Annotated in this window: 14 protein-coding genes; 5 read left to right on the top strand and 9 right to left on the bottom strand. The window is 71.9% G+C overall.

What is annotated here, in order from left to right:
• Nucleotides 1-94: 94 nt before the first annotated feature.
• On the bottom strand, nucleotides 95-889 hold the full coding sequence (locus ACZ7G3_RS20390; protein ID WP_470927255.1) for a carbon-nitrogen family hydrolase: 795 nt from the start codon (nucleotides 887-889) through the stop codon (nucleotides 95-97).
• Between the two features lie 195 nt (nucleotides 890-1,084).
• Here ACZ7G3_RS20390 and ACZ7G3_RS20385 point away from each other — a divergent pair, with 195 nt between their 5' ends.
• Nucleotides 1,085-1,909 (top strand): maleylpyruvate isomerase family mycothiol-dependent enzyme, encoded by an 825-nt coding sequence (locus ACZ7G3_RS20385; RefSeq protein WP_426602621.1) that lies wholly within the window; start codon nucleotides 1,085-1,087, stop codon nucleotides 1,907-1,909.
• A 147-nt stretch (nucleotides 1,910-2,056) separates the two neighbouring features.
• On the opposite strand, the gene ACZ7G3_RS20380 is transcribed toward ACZ7G3_RS20385, so the two are convergent.
• Both ACZ7G3_RS20380 and ACZ7G3_RS20375 read right to left on the bottom strand, forming a co-directional pair.
• Nucleotides 2,057-3,385, bottom strand: coding sequence for an MFS transporter (locus ACZ7G3_RS20380; protein WP_470927253.1), 1,329 nt, complete (start codon nucleotides 3,383-3,385; stop codon nucleotides 2,057-2,059).
• Complete coding sequence (locus ACZ7G3_RS20375) at nucleotides 3,382-4,032, bottom strand: GntR family transcriptional regulator (RefSeq protein WP_470927251.1); 651 nt, start codon at nucleotides 4,030-4,032, stop codon at nucleotides 3,382-3,384. The genes ACZ7G3_RS20380 and ACZ7G3_RS20375 overlap by 4 nt, the downstream gene beginning before the upstream one ends.
• Before the next feature lie 206 nt (nucleotides 4,033-4,238).
• Here ACZ7G3_RS20375 and ACZ7G3_RS20370 point away from each other — a divergent pair, with 206 nt between their 5' ends.
• Together ACZ7G3_RS20370 and ACZ7G3_RS20365 are read left to right on the top strand one after the other, a co-directional pair.
• A complete protein-coding gene (locus ACZ7G3_RS20370) occupies nucleotides 4,239-5,207 on the top strand; it encodes a D-alanyl-D-alanine carboxypeptidase family protein (protein ID WP_470927249.1) in 969 nt (322 codons plus the stop codon).
• Nucleotides 5,208-5,396: 189 nt separating this feature from the next.
• Nucleotides 5,397-6,332, top strand: coding sequence for a BRO-N domain-containing protein (locus tag ACZ7G3_RS20365; protein ID WP_470927247.1), 936 nt, complete (start codon nucleotides 5,397-5,399; stop codon nucleotides 6,330-6,332).
• A gap of 78 nt (nucleotides 6,333-6,410) precedes the next feature.
• On the opposite strand, the gene ACZ7G3_RS20360 is transcribed toward ACZ7G3_RS20365, so the two are convergent.
• The 4 genes from ACZ7G3_RS20360 to ACZ7G3_RS20345 form a co-directional block, all read right to left on the bottom strand.
• Entirely contained in the window at nucleotides 6,411-7,841 is a 1,431-nt protein-coding gene (locus ACZ7G3_RS20360; RefSeq protein ID WP_470927421.1) for a dihydrolipoamide acetyltransferase family protein, read from the bottom strand.
• A gap of 19 nt (nucleotides 7,842-7,860) precedes the next feature.
• On the bottom strand, nucleotides 7,861-8,826 hold the full coding sequence (locus ACZ7G3_RS20355) for an alpha-ketoacid dehydrogenase subunit beta (protein WP_470927419.1): 966 nt from the start codon (nucleotides 8,824-8,826) through the stop codon (nucleotides 7,861-7,863).
• A 31-nt stretch (nucleotides 8,827-8,857) separates the two neighbouring features.
• Nucleotides 8,858-10,126 carry a pyruvate dehydrogenase (acetyl-transferring) E1 component subunit alpha gene (gene pdhA / locus ACZ7G3_RS20350; RefSeq protein WP_470927245.1) on the bottom strand — a complete coding sequence of 423 codons (1,269 nt, stop codon included), beginning with the start codon at nucleotides 10,124-10,126 and terminating at the stop codon, nucleotides 8,858-8,860.
• A gap of 510 nt (nucleotides 10,127-10,636) precedes the next feature.
• On the bottom strand, nucleotides 10,637-12,265 hold the full coding sequence (locus tag ACZ7G3_RS20345) for a protein kinase domain-containing protein (protein ID WP_470927243.1): 1,629 nt from the start codon (nucleotides 12,263-12,265) through the stop codon (nucleotides 10,637-10,639).
• 349 nt (nucleotides 12,266-12,614) lie between these two features.
• Between ACZ7G3_RS20345 and ACZ7G3_RS20340 the strand changes: the two genes are divergently transcribed.
• Entirely contained in the window at nucleotides 12,615-14,270 is a 1,656-nt protein-coding gene (locus tag ACZ7G3_RS20340) for a protein kinase domain-containing protein (RefSeq protein WP_470927241.1), read from the top strand.
• 141 nt (nucleotides 14,271-14,411) lie between these two features.
• Here the strand turns inward: ACZ7G3_RS20340 and ACZ7G3_RS20335 are convergent, their stop codons facing one another.
• The gene (locus ACZ7G3_RS20335) at nucleotides 14,412-14,951 is read right to left on the bottom strand and encodes a bacterial proteasome activator family protein (protein WP_426521576.1); all 540 of its coding nucleotides are present in this window, start codon (nucleotides 14,949-14,951) and stop codon (nucleotides 14,412-14,414) included.
• A 216-nt stretch (nucleotides 14,952-15,167) separates the two neighbouring features.
• Here ACZ7G3_RS20335 and ACZ7G3_RS20330 point away from each other — a divergent pair, with 216 nt between their 5' ends.
• Nucleotides 15,168-15,965 (top strand): hypothetical protein, encoded by a 798-nt coding sequence (locus tag ACZ7G3_RS20330; RefSeq protein WP_470927239.1) that lies wholly within the window; start codon nucleotides 15,168-15,170, stop codon nucleotides 15,963-15,965.
• 12 nt (nucleotides 15,966-15,977) lie between these two features.
• Here the strand turns inward: ACZ7G3_RS20330 and ACZ7G3_RS20325 are convergent, their stop codons facing one another.
• Entirely contained in the window at nucleotides 15,978-16,958 is a 981-nt protein-coding gene (locus ACZ7G3_RS20325) for an NAD(P)H-quinone oxidoreductase (RefSeq protein WP_470927237.1), read from the bottom strand.
• Between the last annotated feature and the right edge of the window lie 196 nt (nucleotides 16,959-17,154).

Genomic DNA, 17,154 nt, shown 5'->3' with positions numbered 1-17,154 from the left:
GGACGGGCCGCTCACGGCGGTGCCGACGGGGTCCACGGGGGCAACGGGGACAACGGGGCTGCGCGGGCCGCTCACCGGGTCCGCGCCGGCGGACCTACCACCGAGGCGTCTCCAGCCCCAGCACCCGGTCCTTCAGGGCCGGGAACTGCTCCCGGGTCCGCGCCACCTTCGCCGGGTCGAACTCCACCGTGAGGACCTCTTCGTCCGCGCGGGCCTCCGCCAGCACCTCTCCCCAGGGATCGACCACGATCGAGTGACCGGCCTGGGGAACTCCGGCGTGTGTCCCGGCCGTTCCGCAGGCGAGGACGAACGCCTGGTTCTCCACCGCCCGTGCCTGCGCCAGGAGCGTCCAGTGGGACCGGCGGCGCTCCGGCCAGCCCGCCGGGACGACGAGCGTCTCGGCACCGGCGTCGACGAGGCCGCGGAAGAGTTCGGGGAAACGGAGGTCGTAGCAGGTCGCCACGCCAAGGGTCGTTCCGGGCAGACGGACCGTCACCAGTTCGCGCCCCGCACCCATCAGTACGGCCTCGCCCTTGTCGAAGCCGAACCGGTGGATCTTGCGGTAGGCGGCGGCCAGGTCACCGGAGGGGGAGAGGACGAGAGAGGTGTTGTAGAGCCGTCCGTCGGCGGCGCGCTCGGGGACGGACCCCGCGTGCAGCCACACGCCCGCGTCGCTCGCCGCCTTCGCCATCGCCTCGTACGTCGGGCCCTCGAGCGGCTCGGCCTGCGTGCCGAACTCGTCGAAGGCGAACGCGCCCGTGGTCCACAGCTCCGGGAGTACGACGAGATCGGCGCCCGCCTGTTCCCGTACCAGCGAGGCCGCCCGCCGACGGCGCGCTTCGACGGATTCGCCCCCGTTCACGGCGATTTGGATCAAAGAGGCGCGCACGCTACCACCGTCCTGCCATTCGGGCCGTCCCCAAGGGTGTCCACACGGCCTACGATCGTCACACGAAAGCACTGCCGGGGTGCCGCACAGCAGCGTAACTTAGCGTCTCGACACACCCACTGACCGCCGCCACCTCCCGCAGGCACCGCCGCCGAAACAACCGCCCGTGTACCGACCGCCGAGGGGTCCCGTTCCGTGAGTCTGCATCCCACCCTCCAGCCCTACGCCGACGCCTGGACTCACTCCATCGAGGCGATAACCGAGCTGGTCCAGCCGCTTGTGGAGGCAGAGTGGAACCGCCGCACCCCCTGCCCGGGCTGGTCGGTGCGCGACGTCGTCTCCCACGTCATGGGCCTGGACTCCGAGATGCTCGGCGACCCGCGCCCCATCCACACGCTCCCGCGCGACCTCTTCCACGTCACCAACGACCACCAGCGCTACATGGAGATGCAGGTCGACGTCCGCCGCCACCACACGGCGCCGGAGATGACGTCCGAGCTGGAATACATGATCATCCGGCGCAACCGCCAGCTGCGGAACGAGTCGCGGGACCCCGGCACCAAGGTGCGCGGCCCGCTCGGCACCGAGCTGACCCTGGAGGAGTCGATGCGCCGGCACGCCTTCGAGGTGTGGGCGCACGAGCAGGACCTGCGCACGGCCCTCGGCCGTCCCGGCAACCTGGACTCCCCCGGCGCGTACGTCGCCCGTGACGTGCTGCTCGCCGCGCTGCCCGCCGTCGTCGCCGAACGCGCCGACGCGCCGCGCAGTTCCGCCGTCGTCTTCGACATCCACGGCCCGGTCGAGTTCCTGCGCACGATCCGCGTCGACATCCAGGGCCGCGGCACCCTGGAGACGGCCCCCGCCCTCGGCCCCGCCGCCACCCTCACCCTCGACTGGGAGACCTACGTCCGCCTGGCCTGCGGCCGCGTGAGCCCGGACGCGGCGGCGGACCGCATCAAGACGGAGGGCGACCCGGACCTGGCGGCGGCCATCCTGCGGAACTTCGTGGTCACCCAGTGACGCCGGGGAGAGTGCCACCGGGGAGTGGGACCAGCCCGTCCGGCGTCTGAGGACGAGGCCGTCCGGCCCGAACGCGGGGTCCGAGGGCGGCAGACCCGGCCGGGCCCGCACCGGTGCCCGCACCGGTGCCCGCCCTGGTGCCCGCGCCTACACCGGCACGTGCACCGTCTCCACCCGGCTGGCGACCAACCGCTCCCGCTCCCTGCGCGCCGCACGCTTCCGCAGCCGCAGGATCTGCGTCACACCCAGCGCCTGCAGCACGAACACCGACGAGAAGGCGACGGCGTAGTCGTCCCCGGTCGCGTCCAGCAGCACCCCGACCGCGAACAAGGTGGTCATCGACGCCACGAAACCCCCCATGTTCGTGATCCCGGACGCCGTCCCCTGCCGCTCCGGCGGATTCGCCGGCCGCGCGAAGTCGAAACCGATCATCGACGCCGGCCCGCAGGCACCGAGCACCGTGCACAGCACGACGAGCAGCCACATCGGCGCACGGTCGGCCGGGTAGGCGAGCGTCGCCGCCCACAGGAGCGCCGTCGCGCCCACCGTGCCGAGCGCCAGCGGCAGCCGGGCCGCGTGGTGCCGGGCGATGATCTGGCCGTAGACCAGGCCGACCGCCATGTTGGACAGCACGACGAGGGTGAGCAGCCCGCCGGCCGTCGCCCGGGTCAGCCCCTGCGCCTCGACCAGGAACGGCATCCCCCACAGCAGCAGGAACACCATCGCCGGGAACTGGGTGGTGAAGTGCACCCACAGCCCGAGCCGCGTCCCCGGCTCCCGCCAGGACATGGCGATCTGCCGCCGTACGTACGCGGTCCCCTGGTGCGGCAGCGGGTCCGGCTCGTGCCCCTCCGGGTGGTCCTTGAGGAACAGGAGCAGCAGGACGAAGACGACCACACCGGCCAGCGCGCTGCCCGCGAACGCCGCCGTCCAGCCGATGCCGTGCAGCAGCCGGGCCAGGACCAGGGTGGAGACCAGGTTGCCCGCCATGCCGACCAGGCCGGCGAGCTGGGCGACCATCGGCCCGCGCCGGGCGGGGAACCAGCGGGTGCCCAGGCGCAGCACGCTGATGAACGTCATCGCGTCCCCGCAGCCGAGCAGCGCCCGCGAGGCGAGCGCCATGCCGTACGAGGGGGAGAAGGCGAAGCCCAGCTGCCCGACCGTGAACAGGACGACACCGATGCCCAGCACCTTCTTCGTGCCGAGCCGGTCGACCAGCAGACCGACGGGTATCTGCATACCGGCGTAGACCAGCAGCTGGAGGATGGAGAAGGTGGACAGGGCGGAGGCGCCCACGTGGAAGCGGTCGGCGGCGTCGAGGCCGGCCACCCCCAGGGACGTACGGAAGATGACGGCGACGAAGTAGACCGAGACGCCGACGCTCCAGACGGCGATCGCACGCCGGCCGCCCAGGGGTACCCCCTCCGGGGAAGGATCTCCGGGCAGCGCCTTCCCGTCCGACGTGGCCGGACTCATCGGATCTCCCCCCGGGCCAGGTGCGAGAACCAGCCCACGTGCCGGTGGACCACACCGACGGCCGCCTCCGCGTCCCCCGAGCGCAGGGCGTCGAGGATCTCCTCGTGCTCGGCGAGGGTCTTGGCGATCCGGTCGGGGTGGGAGTGCATGACGGCGACGCCCATGCGCAGCTGGCGGTCGCGGAGCTGGTCGTAGAGGCGGGAGAGGATCTCGTTGCCGCCGCTGCGGACGATCTCGGCGTGGAAGCAGCGGTCGGTGACGGAGGCGGCGGCGAAGTCGCCGGCGGCGGCCTGCTCCTTCTGCCGGTCGAGCAGCTCCGCCAGCCGCTCCACGAGCGCGGGCGGGGCCGGTACGGCCTTGCGCGCCGCGTGTTCCTCGACCAGCAGCCGGGTCTCCACCACGTCCGCGATCTCCTGGGCGGAGACGGGCAGGACCAGCGCGCCCTTCTTCGGATACAGCCGGATCAGGCCCTCGGCCTCCAGCCGGAGCAGCGCCTCGCGCACCGGTGTGCGGGAGACGCCCACGGCCTCGGCGAGTTCCCCCTCGGTGAGCAGGGTCCCGCCCTCGTAGCGGCGCTCGAGGACGCCCTGCTTGACGTGGGTGTAGACGCGGTCCGCCGCGGGGGGTTGCTTCACTGCCGTGGTCATGCCGACAGGATAGATACAACAGGGACGCAAGAAGAGGCCGGTCCACCATGCGGACGTCCGGCCACTCGTCAGGGGGACGCGGCGGACCGCCCCGGCCACCGCACGGCCATCCGTGCTATTCACATGTCGCACGGACGCGGCCGGCACCGCATCGACCACAACTCGGCCGCACACCAGGGGAATTCACCGAAACCGGGGTACTCGACTTGATAAACGCCATTCAGGGCATCCGCCTCCGCACAGCCGTCACCGCCGCCCTGACCGGCGGGGCCGTACTCGCGACCGGAGCCCTCGCCACCGCACCCGCGCAGGCCGCCGCCGCGCCCGCACGGGCCGCCTCCGCCGCGCCCCCGCACGCCGCCGCCACGCCCGCACGGGCCGCCGCCGCGCCCTCGATCGCCGCCAAGGGCGGCTTCGTGATGAACGACGCGAACGGCAGGTCGCTCTACACCAAGGCCGCGGACACCAGGCGCGCCACCGGCTCCACCACCAAGATCATGACCGCCAAGGTCGTCCTCTCCCAGCCGAAGCTGAACCTGGACGCCAAGGTCACGATCCAGATGGCGTACAGCGACTACATCGTCTCGAAGAACGCGTCCTCCGCCCGCCTCATCGTCGGCGACAAGGTGACGGTCCGGCAGCTGCTGTACGGGCTGATGCTGCCGTCGGGCTGCGACGCCGCGTACGCCCTCGCCGACAGGTTCGGCACGGGGAAGACCCGTGCGGCCCGCGTGAAGTCGTTCATCGGCAAGATGAACGCGGAGGCGAAGAAGCTGGGCCTGAAGAACACCCGCTTCGACTCGTTCGACGGCATCGGCAACGGCGGGAACTACTCCACGCCGCGCGACCTGACGAAGCTGGCGAGCAGCGCGCTGAAGAGCTCCACCTTCCGCACGATCGTGAAGACGAAGAAGTACACGGCGAAGACGGTCACCAGGAAGGGCGGCACCCGCACGATGACGCCCTGGGTCAACACCAACACGCTGCTCGGCAGTTACAGCGGCGCGATCGGCGTAAAGACCGGCTCGGGTCCGGAGGCCAAGTACTGCCTGGTCTTCGCCGCGACCCGGAAGGGGAAGACCGTCGTGGGCACGGTCCTCACCTCGTCGTCCTCGGCGCAGCGCGCCAAGGACGCGACGAAGCTGATGAACTACGGCTTCGCCAGGCTGAACTGAGCCGCCCCCCGACCACGGAACGGGCCCGTCGCCACCGCGACGGGCCCGTTCTCCTGGCGCTCGCCGTACACACGCCCGGCGGCCGGTGCGGCGTCTTTCCCTCAGCTTCGCTCGCATTCGTGAACATCCCCGACTCCGCTGGCATATGCCTGTGGCCCCGCCCTACGTTCCGCGGCGGAGGTGGTTCACATGAACGAACCCAGCAATCGACCGAACTCCGGCATGCGGCAGGAGGCCATCGACGTCAGCGACTTCGTGTACGCGGCGACCGGAGCCCGGGTGCGGAGGCTGACCATGCCGGACGGAGGCCACTGGTTCCCGGCGGTGGACGTCTGCAAGGAACTCGGGCACAGCAACTCCCGGCAGGCGCTCGCAGACCATGTTCCCGATGAGCACCGAGAGATCCTCGAGACCGTAACTGGAGCTTACGGTCTCGGCATTCCCGCAGGCAGGGAGTGGCGCCGAGACCTGAATGTCATCTCTCTCCAAGGTCTCATCCTCCTCGTCAACGCCTGTACCAAACCGGCCTGCGCCCCCTTCAAGCAGTGGGTCGCCGAAGTCATCGAGACCGTGCAGAGGGAGGGCTCCTACTCTCTCGACGAGGCCGAGGTACAACCCTCCGGGCCGGGTGCTCCGCTCGCCTACGCCATGCCGGAACAGGTCGCCGACGCGATCGTCCGGCTGGAGGCGCACAACCTTCAGCTGGACGAGCAACTGGCCGACGGGCAGCGTGCGTCGATCGCCCTGCAAAGGGAGATGCTGGCCACGCAGCAGGCCATGACCCGAGCCATGGAACGCATCGCCGACCGGTTCGACACCCTCGTCCCCCGTCCGCGGACATCCAGTGGCCACCCCACCGCGGCGCCCACCACGGAGTCGGTGCTGGCCGACTGGCGGCAGCGGTTGTCCGTGACGGAGGACGTGTGGACGGTCGCCCTGGTCATCGCCCCGGTACTCGTCGAGAAGGGTGAGCTGCGGGAGCCGCTGGAGTCGATCGCCGCCCGTACGGGGCTTACCGTGCGCCGGGTCAACGAATGCCTGCGGCTGCTGCGCACGCACGCCTGCATTCGCTCGCGGGGCGGCGCCGAGGACGGGGCTCCGGTGTACGTGCTGCATCAGGTCTGAGCCCGGCACGACGGAAGGGGCGTCACAACTCCAACTTGTGGCGCCCCTCCCGTCGTGAATCTACTCGGTTCGTGGCCGTCAGGCCCAGCTGATCAACCGCTTCGGCTGTTCGAGGATCGCGGCGACGTCGGCGAGGACCTTGGAGCCGAGTTCGCCGTCGACGAGGCGGTGGTCGAAGCTGAGGGCGAGGGTGGTCACCTGGCGCGGCTTGACCTTGCCCTTGTGGACCCAGGGCTGGAGTCTGATCGCGCCGATCGCGAGGATCGCGGACTCGCCGGGGTTGAGGATCGGTGTGCCGGTGTCGACGCCGAAGACGCCGACGTTGGTGATGGTCACCGTGCCGCCCCGCATGGCGGCCGGGGAGGTCCTGCCCTCCCGGGCCGTCGAGACCAGCTCGCCCAGGGACTCGGCCAGCTGCGGCAGTGTCCTGGTGTGGGCGTCCTTGATGTTCGGGACGATCAGGCCGCGCGGGGTCGCGGCGGCGATGCCCAGGTTGACGTAGTGCTTGACCACGATCTCCTGCGCCGCCTCGTCCCAGGAGGCGTTGATGTCCGGGTGGCGCTTGATGGCGACCAGCAGGGCCTTGGCGATCAGCAGGAGCGGGTTCACCCGCAGGCCGGTGAACTCCTTGTCCTGCTTCAGCTCCTCGACCAGCCTCATGGTGCGCGTCACGTCGACCGTCACGAACTCGGTGACGTGCGGCGCCGTGAACGCCGAACCGACCATCGCCGCCGCCGTCGCCTTCCGCACGCCCTTGACCGGGACACGCGTCTCACGCGCGGTGTCGTACGACACGGCCACCGGGGACGGGGAGGGGGCCGCGGGGGCGGCGGCGGGAGCCGCGTCCGCCGGTGCCGTCGCGGGCTCGGGAGCCTGCGCGGCGGCCACCGCCGCGTGCACGTCCTCACGGGTGATGACGCCGTCCGGGCCGGTCGGGGTGACCGTGGCCAGGTCGACGCCGAGGTCCTTGGCCAGCTTGCGCACCGGGGGCTTGGCGAGCGGACGCTCGCGGGTGACCGGCGCGGCCGGCCCGTGGCCGTTCATCTCGGCCTGGATCGCGGCGGACGCCGCCGGTGCCTCCTGGGCCGGGACCGGAGCGCCCTTGCGGGGGCGGCGGCGGGTCGCGGAGGTGGAGACCCCGTACCCGACCAGGACCGGCTGGCGGCCCTCGGGCTTCGTCTCCTCCGCGGCGTCGGTCGCGGCCGGCGCGGCGGCCGTGTCCTCGACGGCCTCCTGCGCCGGTTCCGCCGCGGCCGCGTCGCCGACGGCGACCGCGATGATCGAGGTGCCCACGTCGACGGTGGTGCCCTCGGGGAAGTGCAGTTCGCGGACCACGCCGTCGTAGGGGATGGGGAGTTCGACGGCGGCCTTCGCCGTCTCGACCTCGCACACCACCTGCCCGTCGGTGACGGTGTCACCGGGCTGGACGTACCACTTGAGGATCTCGGCCTCGGTGAGTCCCTCGCCCACGTCGGGCATCCTGAACTCGCGTACGGACCCTTCGGTCATCGTCGTCACGACCCTCTCCTCAGTACGCCAGCGAGCGGTCGACGGCATCCAGCACCCGGTCCAGGTCGGGCAGGTACTCCTCCTCCAGACGCGCCGGCGGATACGGCGCGTGATAGCCGCCGACCCTCAGCACCGGGGCCTCCAGATGGTAGAAGCAGCGCTCCGTGATCCGGGCCGCGATCTCCGCGCCCGAACCCAGGAACACCGGCGCCTCGTGGACCACGACCAGCCGGCGGGTCTTCTCCACCGACGCCTGGACCGTGTCGAAGTCGACCGGGGAGATCGACCGCAGGTCCACCACCTCCAGCGAGCGGCCCTCCTCGGCCGCCGCGTCGGCGACCTCCTGGCACAGCTTCACCATCGGGCCGTACGCGGCCAGCGTCAGGTCGGAGCCCTCGCGGACCACCCGCGCGGTGTGCAGCGGGCCCGGGATGGCCTCGGCGTCGACCTCGCCCTTGTCCCAGTACCGCCGCTTCGGCTCGAAGTAGATCACCGGGTCGTCGCTCTGGATGGCCTGCTGCATCATCCAGTACGCGTCCGCCGGATTCGACGGCGAGACCACCTTCAGACCCGCCACGTGCGCGAACAGCGCCTCCGGGGACTCGGAGTGGTGCTCGACCGCGCCGATCCCGCCGCCGTAGGGGATACGGATGACGACCGGCATCTTGACCTTGCCCAGCGAACGGGCGTGCATCTTCGCCAGCTGCGTGACGATCTGGTCGTAGGCCGGGAAGACGAACCCGTCGAACTGGATCTCCACCACCGGCCGGTACCCGCGCAGGGCCAGACCGATGGCGGTGCCCACGATGCCGGACTCGGCCAGCGGCGTGTCGATGACCCGGTCCTCGCCGAAGTCCTTCTGCAGACCGTCGGTCACCCGGAAGACACCACCGAGCTTGCCGACGTCCTCACCCATGATCAGGACCTTGGGGTCCGCCTCCAGCGCCCGGCGCAGCGACTCGTTGATCGCCTTGGCCAGCGCCATCTTCCTACCGGTCACGGATTCCGCAGCCATCTCAGACCCCCTCGGCCTCAGCGAACGACGCCTGGTAGGCGGCGAACCGGGCACGCTCCTCGTCGACGAGCGCGTGCCCGTCCGCGTACACGTTCTCGAAGATGGCGAACCGGTCCGGGTCCGGCATGGCACGGACCACTTCGCGCACTCGTTTGCCCAACGCCTCGCTCTCCGACTCCAGTTCCGCGAAGAATCCCTCGTCCGCGTGGTTCGCGGACTCCAGGAAGCGGCGAAGGCGCAGGATCGGGTCCTTCGCCTCCCAGGCGACGCGCTCGTCGTCGTGCCGGTAGCGGGAGGGGTCGTCCGAGGTGGTGTGGGCGCCCATGCGGTACGTGTACGCCTCGATCAGCGCCGGGCCCTCACCGCGCCGCGCCCGCTCCAGCGCCCAGCGGGTCACCGCGAGACAGGCCAGGACGTCGTTGCCGTCGACGCGCACGCCCGGGAAGCCGAAACCCTGGGCGCGCTGGTAGAGCGGCACCCGGGTCTGCTTCTCGTTGGACTCGGAGATCGCCCACTGGTTGTTCTGGCAGAAGAACACCACCGGCGCGTTGTAGACGGCGGCGAAGTTGAACGCCTCGCTCACGTCGCCCTGGCTGGAGGCGCCGTCGCCGAAGTACGCGATCACGCCGGAGTCCGCGCCGTCCTTGGCCACGCCCATCGCATAGCCGGTGGCGTGCAGCGCCTGCGACCCGATGACGATCGTGTACAGGTGGAAATTGTTGCTGTTGGGGTCCCAGCCGCCGTTGTTCACGCCGCGGAACATGCCGAGGAGGTTGGTCGGGTCGACCCCCCGGCACCAGGCGACGCCGTGCTCGCGGTAGGTCGGGAAGACGTAGTCGTCCTCGCGGGTGGCCCGGCCGGAGCCGATCTGGGCGGCCTCCTGCCCCAGCAGCGAGGCCCACAGGCCCAGCTCGCCCTGGCGCTGCAGGGCGGTGGCCTCGGCGTCGAAGCGCCGGGTGAGCACCATGTCGCGGTACAGGCCGCGCAGCTCGTCGGGGGTGATGTCGGCGACGTACTGGGCGTACTCGGCGTAGGCCGAGTTCCTGGCGGTCCCGACGCGTTCGCCCTCGGGCGTCAGCAGCTGCACGAGCTCCGTCTCGGAGCCCTTCTCGGCAGCGGCGGTGCGGGTGGTGCGCTTGGCGCCGGTGGTCGCGGCCTTGGCGCCGGCGGTGCGTTTGGCGCCCGCGGTCCCGGCCTTGGTGCCGGTGGTACCGGTCGCCTTGCTTCCGGCGCTGCGTCGCGGCTTGCGCGCGGCAGTGCTCTCGGTCACGTGTGCTCCTCCGTCGGTCCGGCCCCCGGGTTCGCCGGAAGCCAGTGCGGCTCACCTGCGGCCCGGCGGTCGCACGAGGGTGGGTGCGGCCCGGTCGGGAACAGGCGTGACAGGTGCCCCGGCGAGCGCCCTGCGAACAGCACGTTACCCAGTGCTCCACATATCTGTGAAACCCCTCCTGACCTGCGTTTTTACTCGGATTTCCAAGTAAATCGGCAAAGTGCGGAAGTTCTACTGGTCACAGCCTCGCAGGGGGCCGGAACAACGGCACGTTATCCCGGCCACCCCGGGCACGGGAAGACTTGGCGTGTGACACTGCGCGCGCGCCCGAAAACGGACACATCCGGGCATTCCTGCTGGACGGCCGCGAGCTCGTCCGCCGGGGGTGTGCACGATCCGTTCCGCCGTCGAGGTGGTGGGCGTGCTGCAGCCGGGTGACGTCCCGAACGCGACGCGCGCGTGGACCCGTTTCCGGGACGCACGCGCGCGTGGAGAGCGATTCGGTCCGGGTCAGCCCAGGCCGCCCGGCAGCCCGGGGTCGCTGGTCGAACCGCCGTCGGTGCCGCCCGTCGGGTCGCTGCTCGCGCCGCCGTCGGTGCCGCCCGTCGGGTCACCCGTCGGGTCCGTGGTCGGGTCGCCCGTCGGGTCACCCGTCGGGTCCGTGGTCGCGTCGCCCGTCGGATCGCCCGTCGGATCGTCCGTCGCGGTCTGCGACGGCGTGTACGACGGCGTGTAGGGCGGATCCCACTCCCCGCTGCCCGTCCCTCCGTCGCCGTTGCCCCGATCCGTGCCCGGGTCGGTGGTCTCCTGCGTCTCCTCGTCGCTGGGCGACGAGCTGGGCGACTCGGTCCCGGTGCTCTGCGAGGTGGTCGCCGTCGGGCTCTTGTCCGTGTCGGTGCCGCCCGTGTCGCCGCCGCCGTTGTTCAGGGCCAGCGCGACGCCCGCGGCGACGGCGATCACCGCGAGGACGGCCAGGATCCACAGCTTGCCGCGGCCGCTGCCCTTGTTGCCGCTGCCCTCGAAGCCGCCGTCGTCCCCGCCGTAGCCCCGGCCGTAGCCGCCCGGCAGGATCGGCTGGGGGATCTGCGTGGTGCCCGAGCCGTGGTCGGGGTGCGGCAGCACCGAGGTGCCCGCGAGGCCGGCGGCGGGCGTGTGCCGGCCGTCGTGCGCGGCGACCGGGCCGGTGTTCCAGGTGCCGGTGTGACCGCCCTGCTCGTACAGCATCTGCAGCCCGTACTGGACCAGGCCGCGCATCTCCTCGGCGGTCTGGAAACGGTCGTCGGGCTCCTTGGCCAGCGAGCGCATCACCAGGCCGTCGAGCTCCGGCGGGGTGGCGTCGGAGACCTCGGACGGCGGCGTCGGAATGTCCTGGACGTGCTGGTAGACCACCGAGAGCGGGGTCTCACCGGTGAACGGCGGACGCAGTGCGAGGAGTTCGTAGAGCAGGCAGCCCGTCGCGTACAGGTCGGAGCGGTGGTCGACGGCCTTGCCGAGGGCCTGCTCCGGGGAGAGGTACTGCGGGGTGCCCATGACCATGCCGGTCTGCGTCATCGTCGACTGGGCGCCGTGCAGGGCGCGGGCGATGCCGAAGTCCATCACCTTCACCGCGCCGTTGTGCGTGATGATGACGTTGGCCGGCTTGATGTCGCGGTGGACGATGCCGTGCTGGTGGGAGTAGGCGAGCGCCTCCAGGACACCGGAGACGATGATCAGCGCCTGCTCGGGGCCGGGCGCCTCGGCGTTGAGGAGGAGGTCGCGGATGGTGCGGCCCTCGACGATCTCCATCACGATGTACGGCACCGACTGGCCGCCGACGAAGTCCTCGCCGGAGTCGTACACGGCCACGATGGCGTGGTGGTTGAGGCCGGCCACCGACTGCGCCTCACGCGTGAAGCGCGCCTTGGAGACCGGGTCCTCGGCGAGGTCGGCACGCAGCAGCTTGACCGCCACGGTGCGTCCGAGGCGCACGTCCTCGGCGGCGAACACCTCGGCCATGCCGCCCCGCCCGAGCCTGCGGGTCAGCCGGTACCGGCCGTCACCGACCAGGCCGCCGTTGCCCCAGGCCTCCGGCGCGTCAGACATACCGCCGCCAGTCGCCTCGGGTTCGGACGGGCCCTGGGCGCGCTGCTGCTGTGCCATCAGTCCTCGCCGTCGTTTCTGCCCGCGGTGCGCGCGGTGTTGTTACGGTCTCCGTCGGCCACGCTACAGCCTTCGCGGGGGCCTCCGGTCCGAGATGGGCGCCGGGACCGGCATCGAGACGGACCGGTCATGAAACCCTGGTTCCGTACCCTCGTGCAAATTCCGTGTACCGGCGGTAGGCCGGCTGTAACGCTTCCGCGACGCTTCTTTCGCGTACGGTCACGGAACGGGCACCCCGCTTGACGTGTCGGTGCCCTGGGGCAGACTTGGCCGGGAATAGCACTTTCGATCACGAGCGCGCGTGCTGCTGACACCGGCGCCGCACAGCGCCTATGGGGGACGCAGAGACATGAGCCAGGACGCCGGACAGGGCCGGTACGCGGGGCGGGCGCTCGCCGGCGGCCGCTACCAGCTGCGCGACTTGCTCGGCGAGGGCGGCATGGCCTCCGTGCACCTGGCGTACGACTCGGTGCTGGACCGCCAGGTCGCGATCAAGACACTGCACACCGAACTGGGCCGGGAACAGGCCTTCCGCGAGCGCTTCCGCCGCGAGGCCCAGGCCGTGGCCAAACTCACGCACACCAACATCGTCTCGGTCTTCGACACCGGCGAGGACGACCTCGGCGGCATGACGACCCCGTACATCGTCATGGAGTACGTCGAGGGCCGGCCGCTCAGCTCGGTGCTCGACGAGGACGTACGGCAGCACGGCGCCATGCCCGCCGACAAGGCGCTCAAGATCACCGCGGACGTGCTGGCGGCCCTCGAGATCAGCCACGAGATGGGCCTGGTCCACCGGGACATCAAGCCGGGCAACGTGATGATGACCAAGCGCGGCGTGGTCAAGGTGATGGACTTCGGCATCGCCCGCGCCATGCAGTCCGGCGTGACCTCGATGACGCAGACCGGCATGGTCGTCGGCACCCCGCAGTACCTCTCGCCGGAACAGGCACTCGGCCGCGGTGTGGACGCCCGCTCCGACCTGTACTCGGTCGGCATCATGCTGTTCCAACTGGTCACCGGGCGCCTGCCGTTCGAGGCGGACTCGCCGCTGGCCATCGCGTACGCGCACGTGCAGGAGGAGCCGGTGGCTCCTTCGTCCGTCAACCGCGCCCTGCCGCCGGCCGTGGACGCGCTGGTGGCCCGCGCGCTGAAGAAGAACCCGAACGAGCGTTTCCCCAGCTCCGAGGCCATGCGGGACGAATGCCTGCGCGTGGCGGCCTCCTTCCGGGCGGCCCCGCCGAGCATCGTGCCCGGCGCGCACACGTCGAGCGGCGCGGGCGTCGGCTCCGCGGTGTTCCCACCGGTCGACCAGACCGCACCCGCGCCCACGGGCCCCGTCCAGACGCCGTACCAGCCGATGCCGAATCCCGGCCCGAGTCCCTACGGCGGCACCCCGGCCCCCGCCGCGCCCTCGCCCGCGTACGGGTATCCGCAGCAGGGCGGCGGCTACCAGACGCCGACGCCGTCGCCGTACGCACCGCAGCAGCACCAGGGCGCGCCCACGCCACCGCCGTACAACCTCACGCCCGCCACTCCCGCGTCCGGATCGCCGGGCGGCGGCAAGGGCAACAAGATGGTGATCATCGGCTCGATCGCGGTCGCCGTCCTGGCGGTCGGCGGCCTGATCGGCGCGCTGACGATGGACGACGGCGGTGACGAGCCCAAGGGCGGCGACGCGACCACCGCCGCCTCCGAGGTGGCGGGCTACCGCGGGCCGGACAAGACGAAGACGATCGAGAAGGACACCTGCACGGAGCCCCGGGAGGCGTACAACGACCCCGACAAGATCCAGGTGCCGGACTTCACGTTCAAGTACATCGGCTCGGTCAAGGAGTGCTTCAACGCCGCCGGGTGGCCGATGGAGATCGTCGAGGTCGACGAGAACACCTACGGTGAGGGCTCGATCCGCGACCAGTTCCCGCAGCCCGGTACCGACGTCGACCCCGACGACATGCCGACGATCCAGCTCAAGGTCTCGACGGGCAAGCCGCCGTCCGCCTGACCACGCGTTCCGTCCGGCGTACGGCGAAGGGCCCGGCAGCAGGTGCTGCCGGGCCCTTCGCGCTGTCGGTGGCCGGCGCTCCCCACGGGTGCGGGCTTCCTACCGGGATCAGCGGGCTTCCACCCGTGCCGGCGGGCCTCGCTACAGGTAGGGACCGCCGGAGCGGACGCCCGGGTGGGGCGGCTCCTCGCCGTCCTGGCCGACGCCCGGCGGGAGAGCGCGGCGCATCTGCTCCAGCTGGGCCCGCGCGGCCATCTGCTGGGCGAACAGCGTGGTCTGGATGCCGTGGAACAGGCCCTCCAGCCAGCCGACCAGCTGGGCCTGCGCGATCCGCAGTTCGGCGTCGGTCGGCGTCACGTCGTCCGTGAAGGGCAGGGAGAGCCGCTCCAGCTCCTCGACCAGCTCCGGGGCCAGGCCGTCCTCCAGCTCCTTCACCGAGCTGGAGTGGATCTCCTTGAGCCGCGCCCGGCTCGCCTCGTCCAGGGGCGCGACGCGCACCTCCTCCAGCAGCTGCTTGATCATGCTGCCGATCCGCATGACCTTGGCGGGCTGTTCCACCTGCTCGGTCACCGGGGTCTCCCGGGAGTCGTCGTCTCCGCCGCCGCTGAGCGCCATTCCGTCCTGGCCGACGACCAGGATCTGGGGGTTCTCCGGCGACCTGTCGTTCCTCGGCATCTCCATGCCCGCCATTCTCTCGTACGCCTGCGCCTCGATCGGGTGGTGCCCCCGGAGAAACGTGATCCACCGCGTTCGGCGGAGTCCGGAATGCCGGTATGGCGAGCAGGTGTGAGGCTTGTTCCGTCGATTTCCGCGACTGGTTATCACCGGGAGGGGGTCACGGACGTGACTCCATGGCTGCACGCACTGCGAGCTACGGGACTGGCGGGGGTTCTGGGGGTGAGCACGTTGGTGTCGCCGTGGGGGGCGGAGGCGGCGCACGGCGCCGGGGCCGCGACGGCGGGGGCCGCCGGGTTCGCGGCGGTGGACGCGATCGCGGCCCCGTCTCCTTCCGCGCCGGCCCCCGCTCCGGTGCCCGGGGCGGCTGCCGGCCCCGACCGCTCCGGCGGTGGCGACGGGCATGCCACCGACGGCGACGACGCGCACGGCTCCGGTGGTGACGACGCTCACGGCTCCGGCGGTGACGACGGGCGGGGCGCTCACGAGCGCCCCCGGCGCCAGGACGGCCGTGACGGCCCCGACCGCCCGCAGGCCCACCCCGCATCCCCCGCCGCCGAGGAGTCCGGCCCGGCGGACGGCGCGGCGCGCGGCTCCGCGACGCCCGCCCCCTCGCCCTCGCCCTCGCCCTCTCCCTCGGCGTCCGGCGGCTCGGCGGCCGACCCGGAGCCCTCCCGGGCGGGGAGCCGGCCGGGCGAAGGGCGGCAGCGGCCCGGACGGCCCGAGGAGCGGGCACCGGAGTGGGGCGGCGCGGACGAGAACGCGGGTCACAGGGCGGACGATGACGGTGGCCGGGGCATCCTCGAGGATCCGTTCCCCGCCGTGCCGCCCGGGGAGGCCGGGGAGGCCGCCCCGGTGCCCTCCGCGATCCCGTCCGGGTCCGAGCAGCCGCAGGCCGGCACGCACGCCGAGGACGCCACCGAGCCGGTGGTGCGGGTCCTTCCCCTGGGCAGCGGGCTCGTCCTCATCGGCCTCGGCCTGGCCCTGGCCTTCGTCGGCCTCCGCCTGCGCCGGGGCTGACACCCGCCTCCGCTACGGGGTGACCAGCAGCACCTTGCCGATGTGCCCGCTCTCCTCCACGACCCGGTGGGCGGCGGGGGCGTCGCTCATCGGGAGTTCGCGGTCGACGATCGGACGGACGTGCCCCTCCGCGAGCAGCGGCCAGACGTGCTCGCGTACGGCCGCCACGATGGCCGCCTTCTCCTCCAGCGGGCGGGCGCGCAGCGACGTCGCGCTGACGGCCGCGCGCTTGGCCAGGAGCGTGCCGATGTCCAGCTCGGCCTTCCGGCCGCCCTGCATGCCGATGATCGCGAGCCGGCCGTTGACGGCGAGGGCCTGGACGTTGCGGTCCAGGTACTTGGCGCCCATGTTGTCGAGGATGACGTCGGCGCCCGCGCCGCCCGTCGCCTCCTTCACCTCGGCGACGAAGTCCTGCTCGCGGTAGTTGATCAGGATGTCGGCGCCCAGTTCGGCGCAGCGCTCCAGCTTCTCCTCGGTGCCCGCGGTCACGGCGACCTTCGCGCCGACGGCCTTGGCGAGCTGGATCGCCATGGTGCCGATGCCGCTGGAACCGCCGTGCACGAGCAGCGTCTCGCCGGGGCGCAGGTGGGAGACCATGAAGACGTTCGACCAGACGGTGCAGACCACTTCGGGCAGCGCCGCCGCCCGCGTGACGTCGATGCCCTCCGGAACCGGCAGCAGCTGACCGGCCGGAACGACGACCTTCTCGGCGTAACCCCCGCCTCCGAGCAGCGCGCACACCTCGTCGCCGACGGACCAGCCGGACACGCCCGGCCCGAGCGCGGCGACGCGCCCGGAGCACTCCAGGCCGGGGTGGGGGGAGGCGCCGGGCGGGGGATCGTAGAAGCCCTGGCGCTGCATGATGTCGGCGCGGTTGACGGCGCTGGCCGTCACCTCGACCAGGACCTCGCCCTCGCCGGGCACCGGGTCGGGGACCTCGGACCAGACCAGCGCCTCGGGGCCTCCGGGTTCGGAAATCGTGATCGCATGCATGAGAGCGACGCTACTCCTCCACCCCCGGTCGGGCCCCTCCACCCGGTCCCCGGGACGGAACGCCCTCCCCTCCCGGCCCCAGGTCAGGAAACCGCACCCGGGTCCCGGGTCGGAACGCCTCCCACCCGGTCCCCAGGCCGGGAGGCCCTCCCCACGCGGGCCCCCGGACGGAACGCCCTCCCCTCCCGGTCCCAGG

The organism is Streptomyces sp. NPDC037271 (assembly GCF_055603605.1).
Note: the sequence above shows the minus strand (reverse complement) of the source record. Positions and strands in the feature narration are given on the sequence as shown.

What these genes read in the sequence shown, in the direction of transcription:
- ACZ7G3_RS20380 (WP_470927253.1), bottom strand. Translation starts at nt 3,385, where the DNA reads ATGAGTCCGGCCACGTCGGACGGGAAGGCGCTGCCCGGAGATCCTTCC.
- ACZ7G3_RS20375 (WP_470927251.1), bottom strand. Translation starts at nt 4,032, where the DNA reads ATGACCACGGCAGTGAAGCAACCCCCCGCGGCGGACCGCGTCTACACC.
- ACZ7G3_RS20365 (WP_470927247.1), top strand. Translation starts at nt 5,397, where the DNA reads ATGAACGAACCCAGCAATCGACCGAACTCCGGCATGCGGCAGGAGGCC.
- ACZ7G3_RS20360 (WP_470927421.1), bottom strand. Translation starts at nt 7,841, where the DNA reads ATGACCGAAGGGTCCGTACGCGAGTTCAGGATGCCCGACGTGGGCGAG.
- ACZ7G3_RS20355 (WP_470927419.1), bottom strand. Translation starts at nt 8,826, where the DNA reads ATGGCGCTGGCCAAGGCGATCAACGAGTCGCTGCGCCGGGCGCTGGAG.
- ACZ7G3_RS20345 (WP_470927243.1), bottom strand. Translation starts at nt 12,265, where the DNA reads ATGGCACAGCAGCAGCGCGCCCAGGGCCCGTCCGAACCCGAGGCGACT.
- ACZ7G3_RS20340 (WP_470927241.1), top strand. Translation starts at nt 12,615, where the DNA reads ATGAGCCAGGACGCCGGACAGGGCCGGTACGCGGGGCGGGCGCTCGCC.
- ACZ7G3_RS20335 (WP_426521576.1), bottom strand. Translation starts at nt 14,951, where the DNA reads ATGGAGATGCCGAGGAACGACAGGTCGCCGGAGAACCCCCAGATCCTG.
- ACZ7G3_RS20325 (WP_470927237.1), bottom strand. Translation starts at nt 16,958, where the DNA reads ATGCATGCGATCACGATTTCCGAACCCGGAGGCCCCGAGGCGCTGGTC.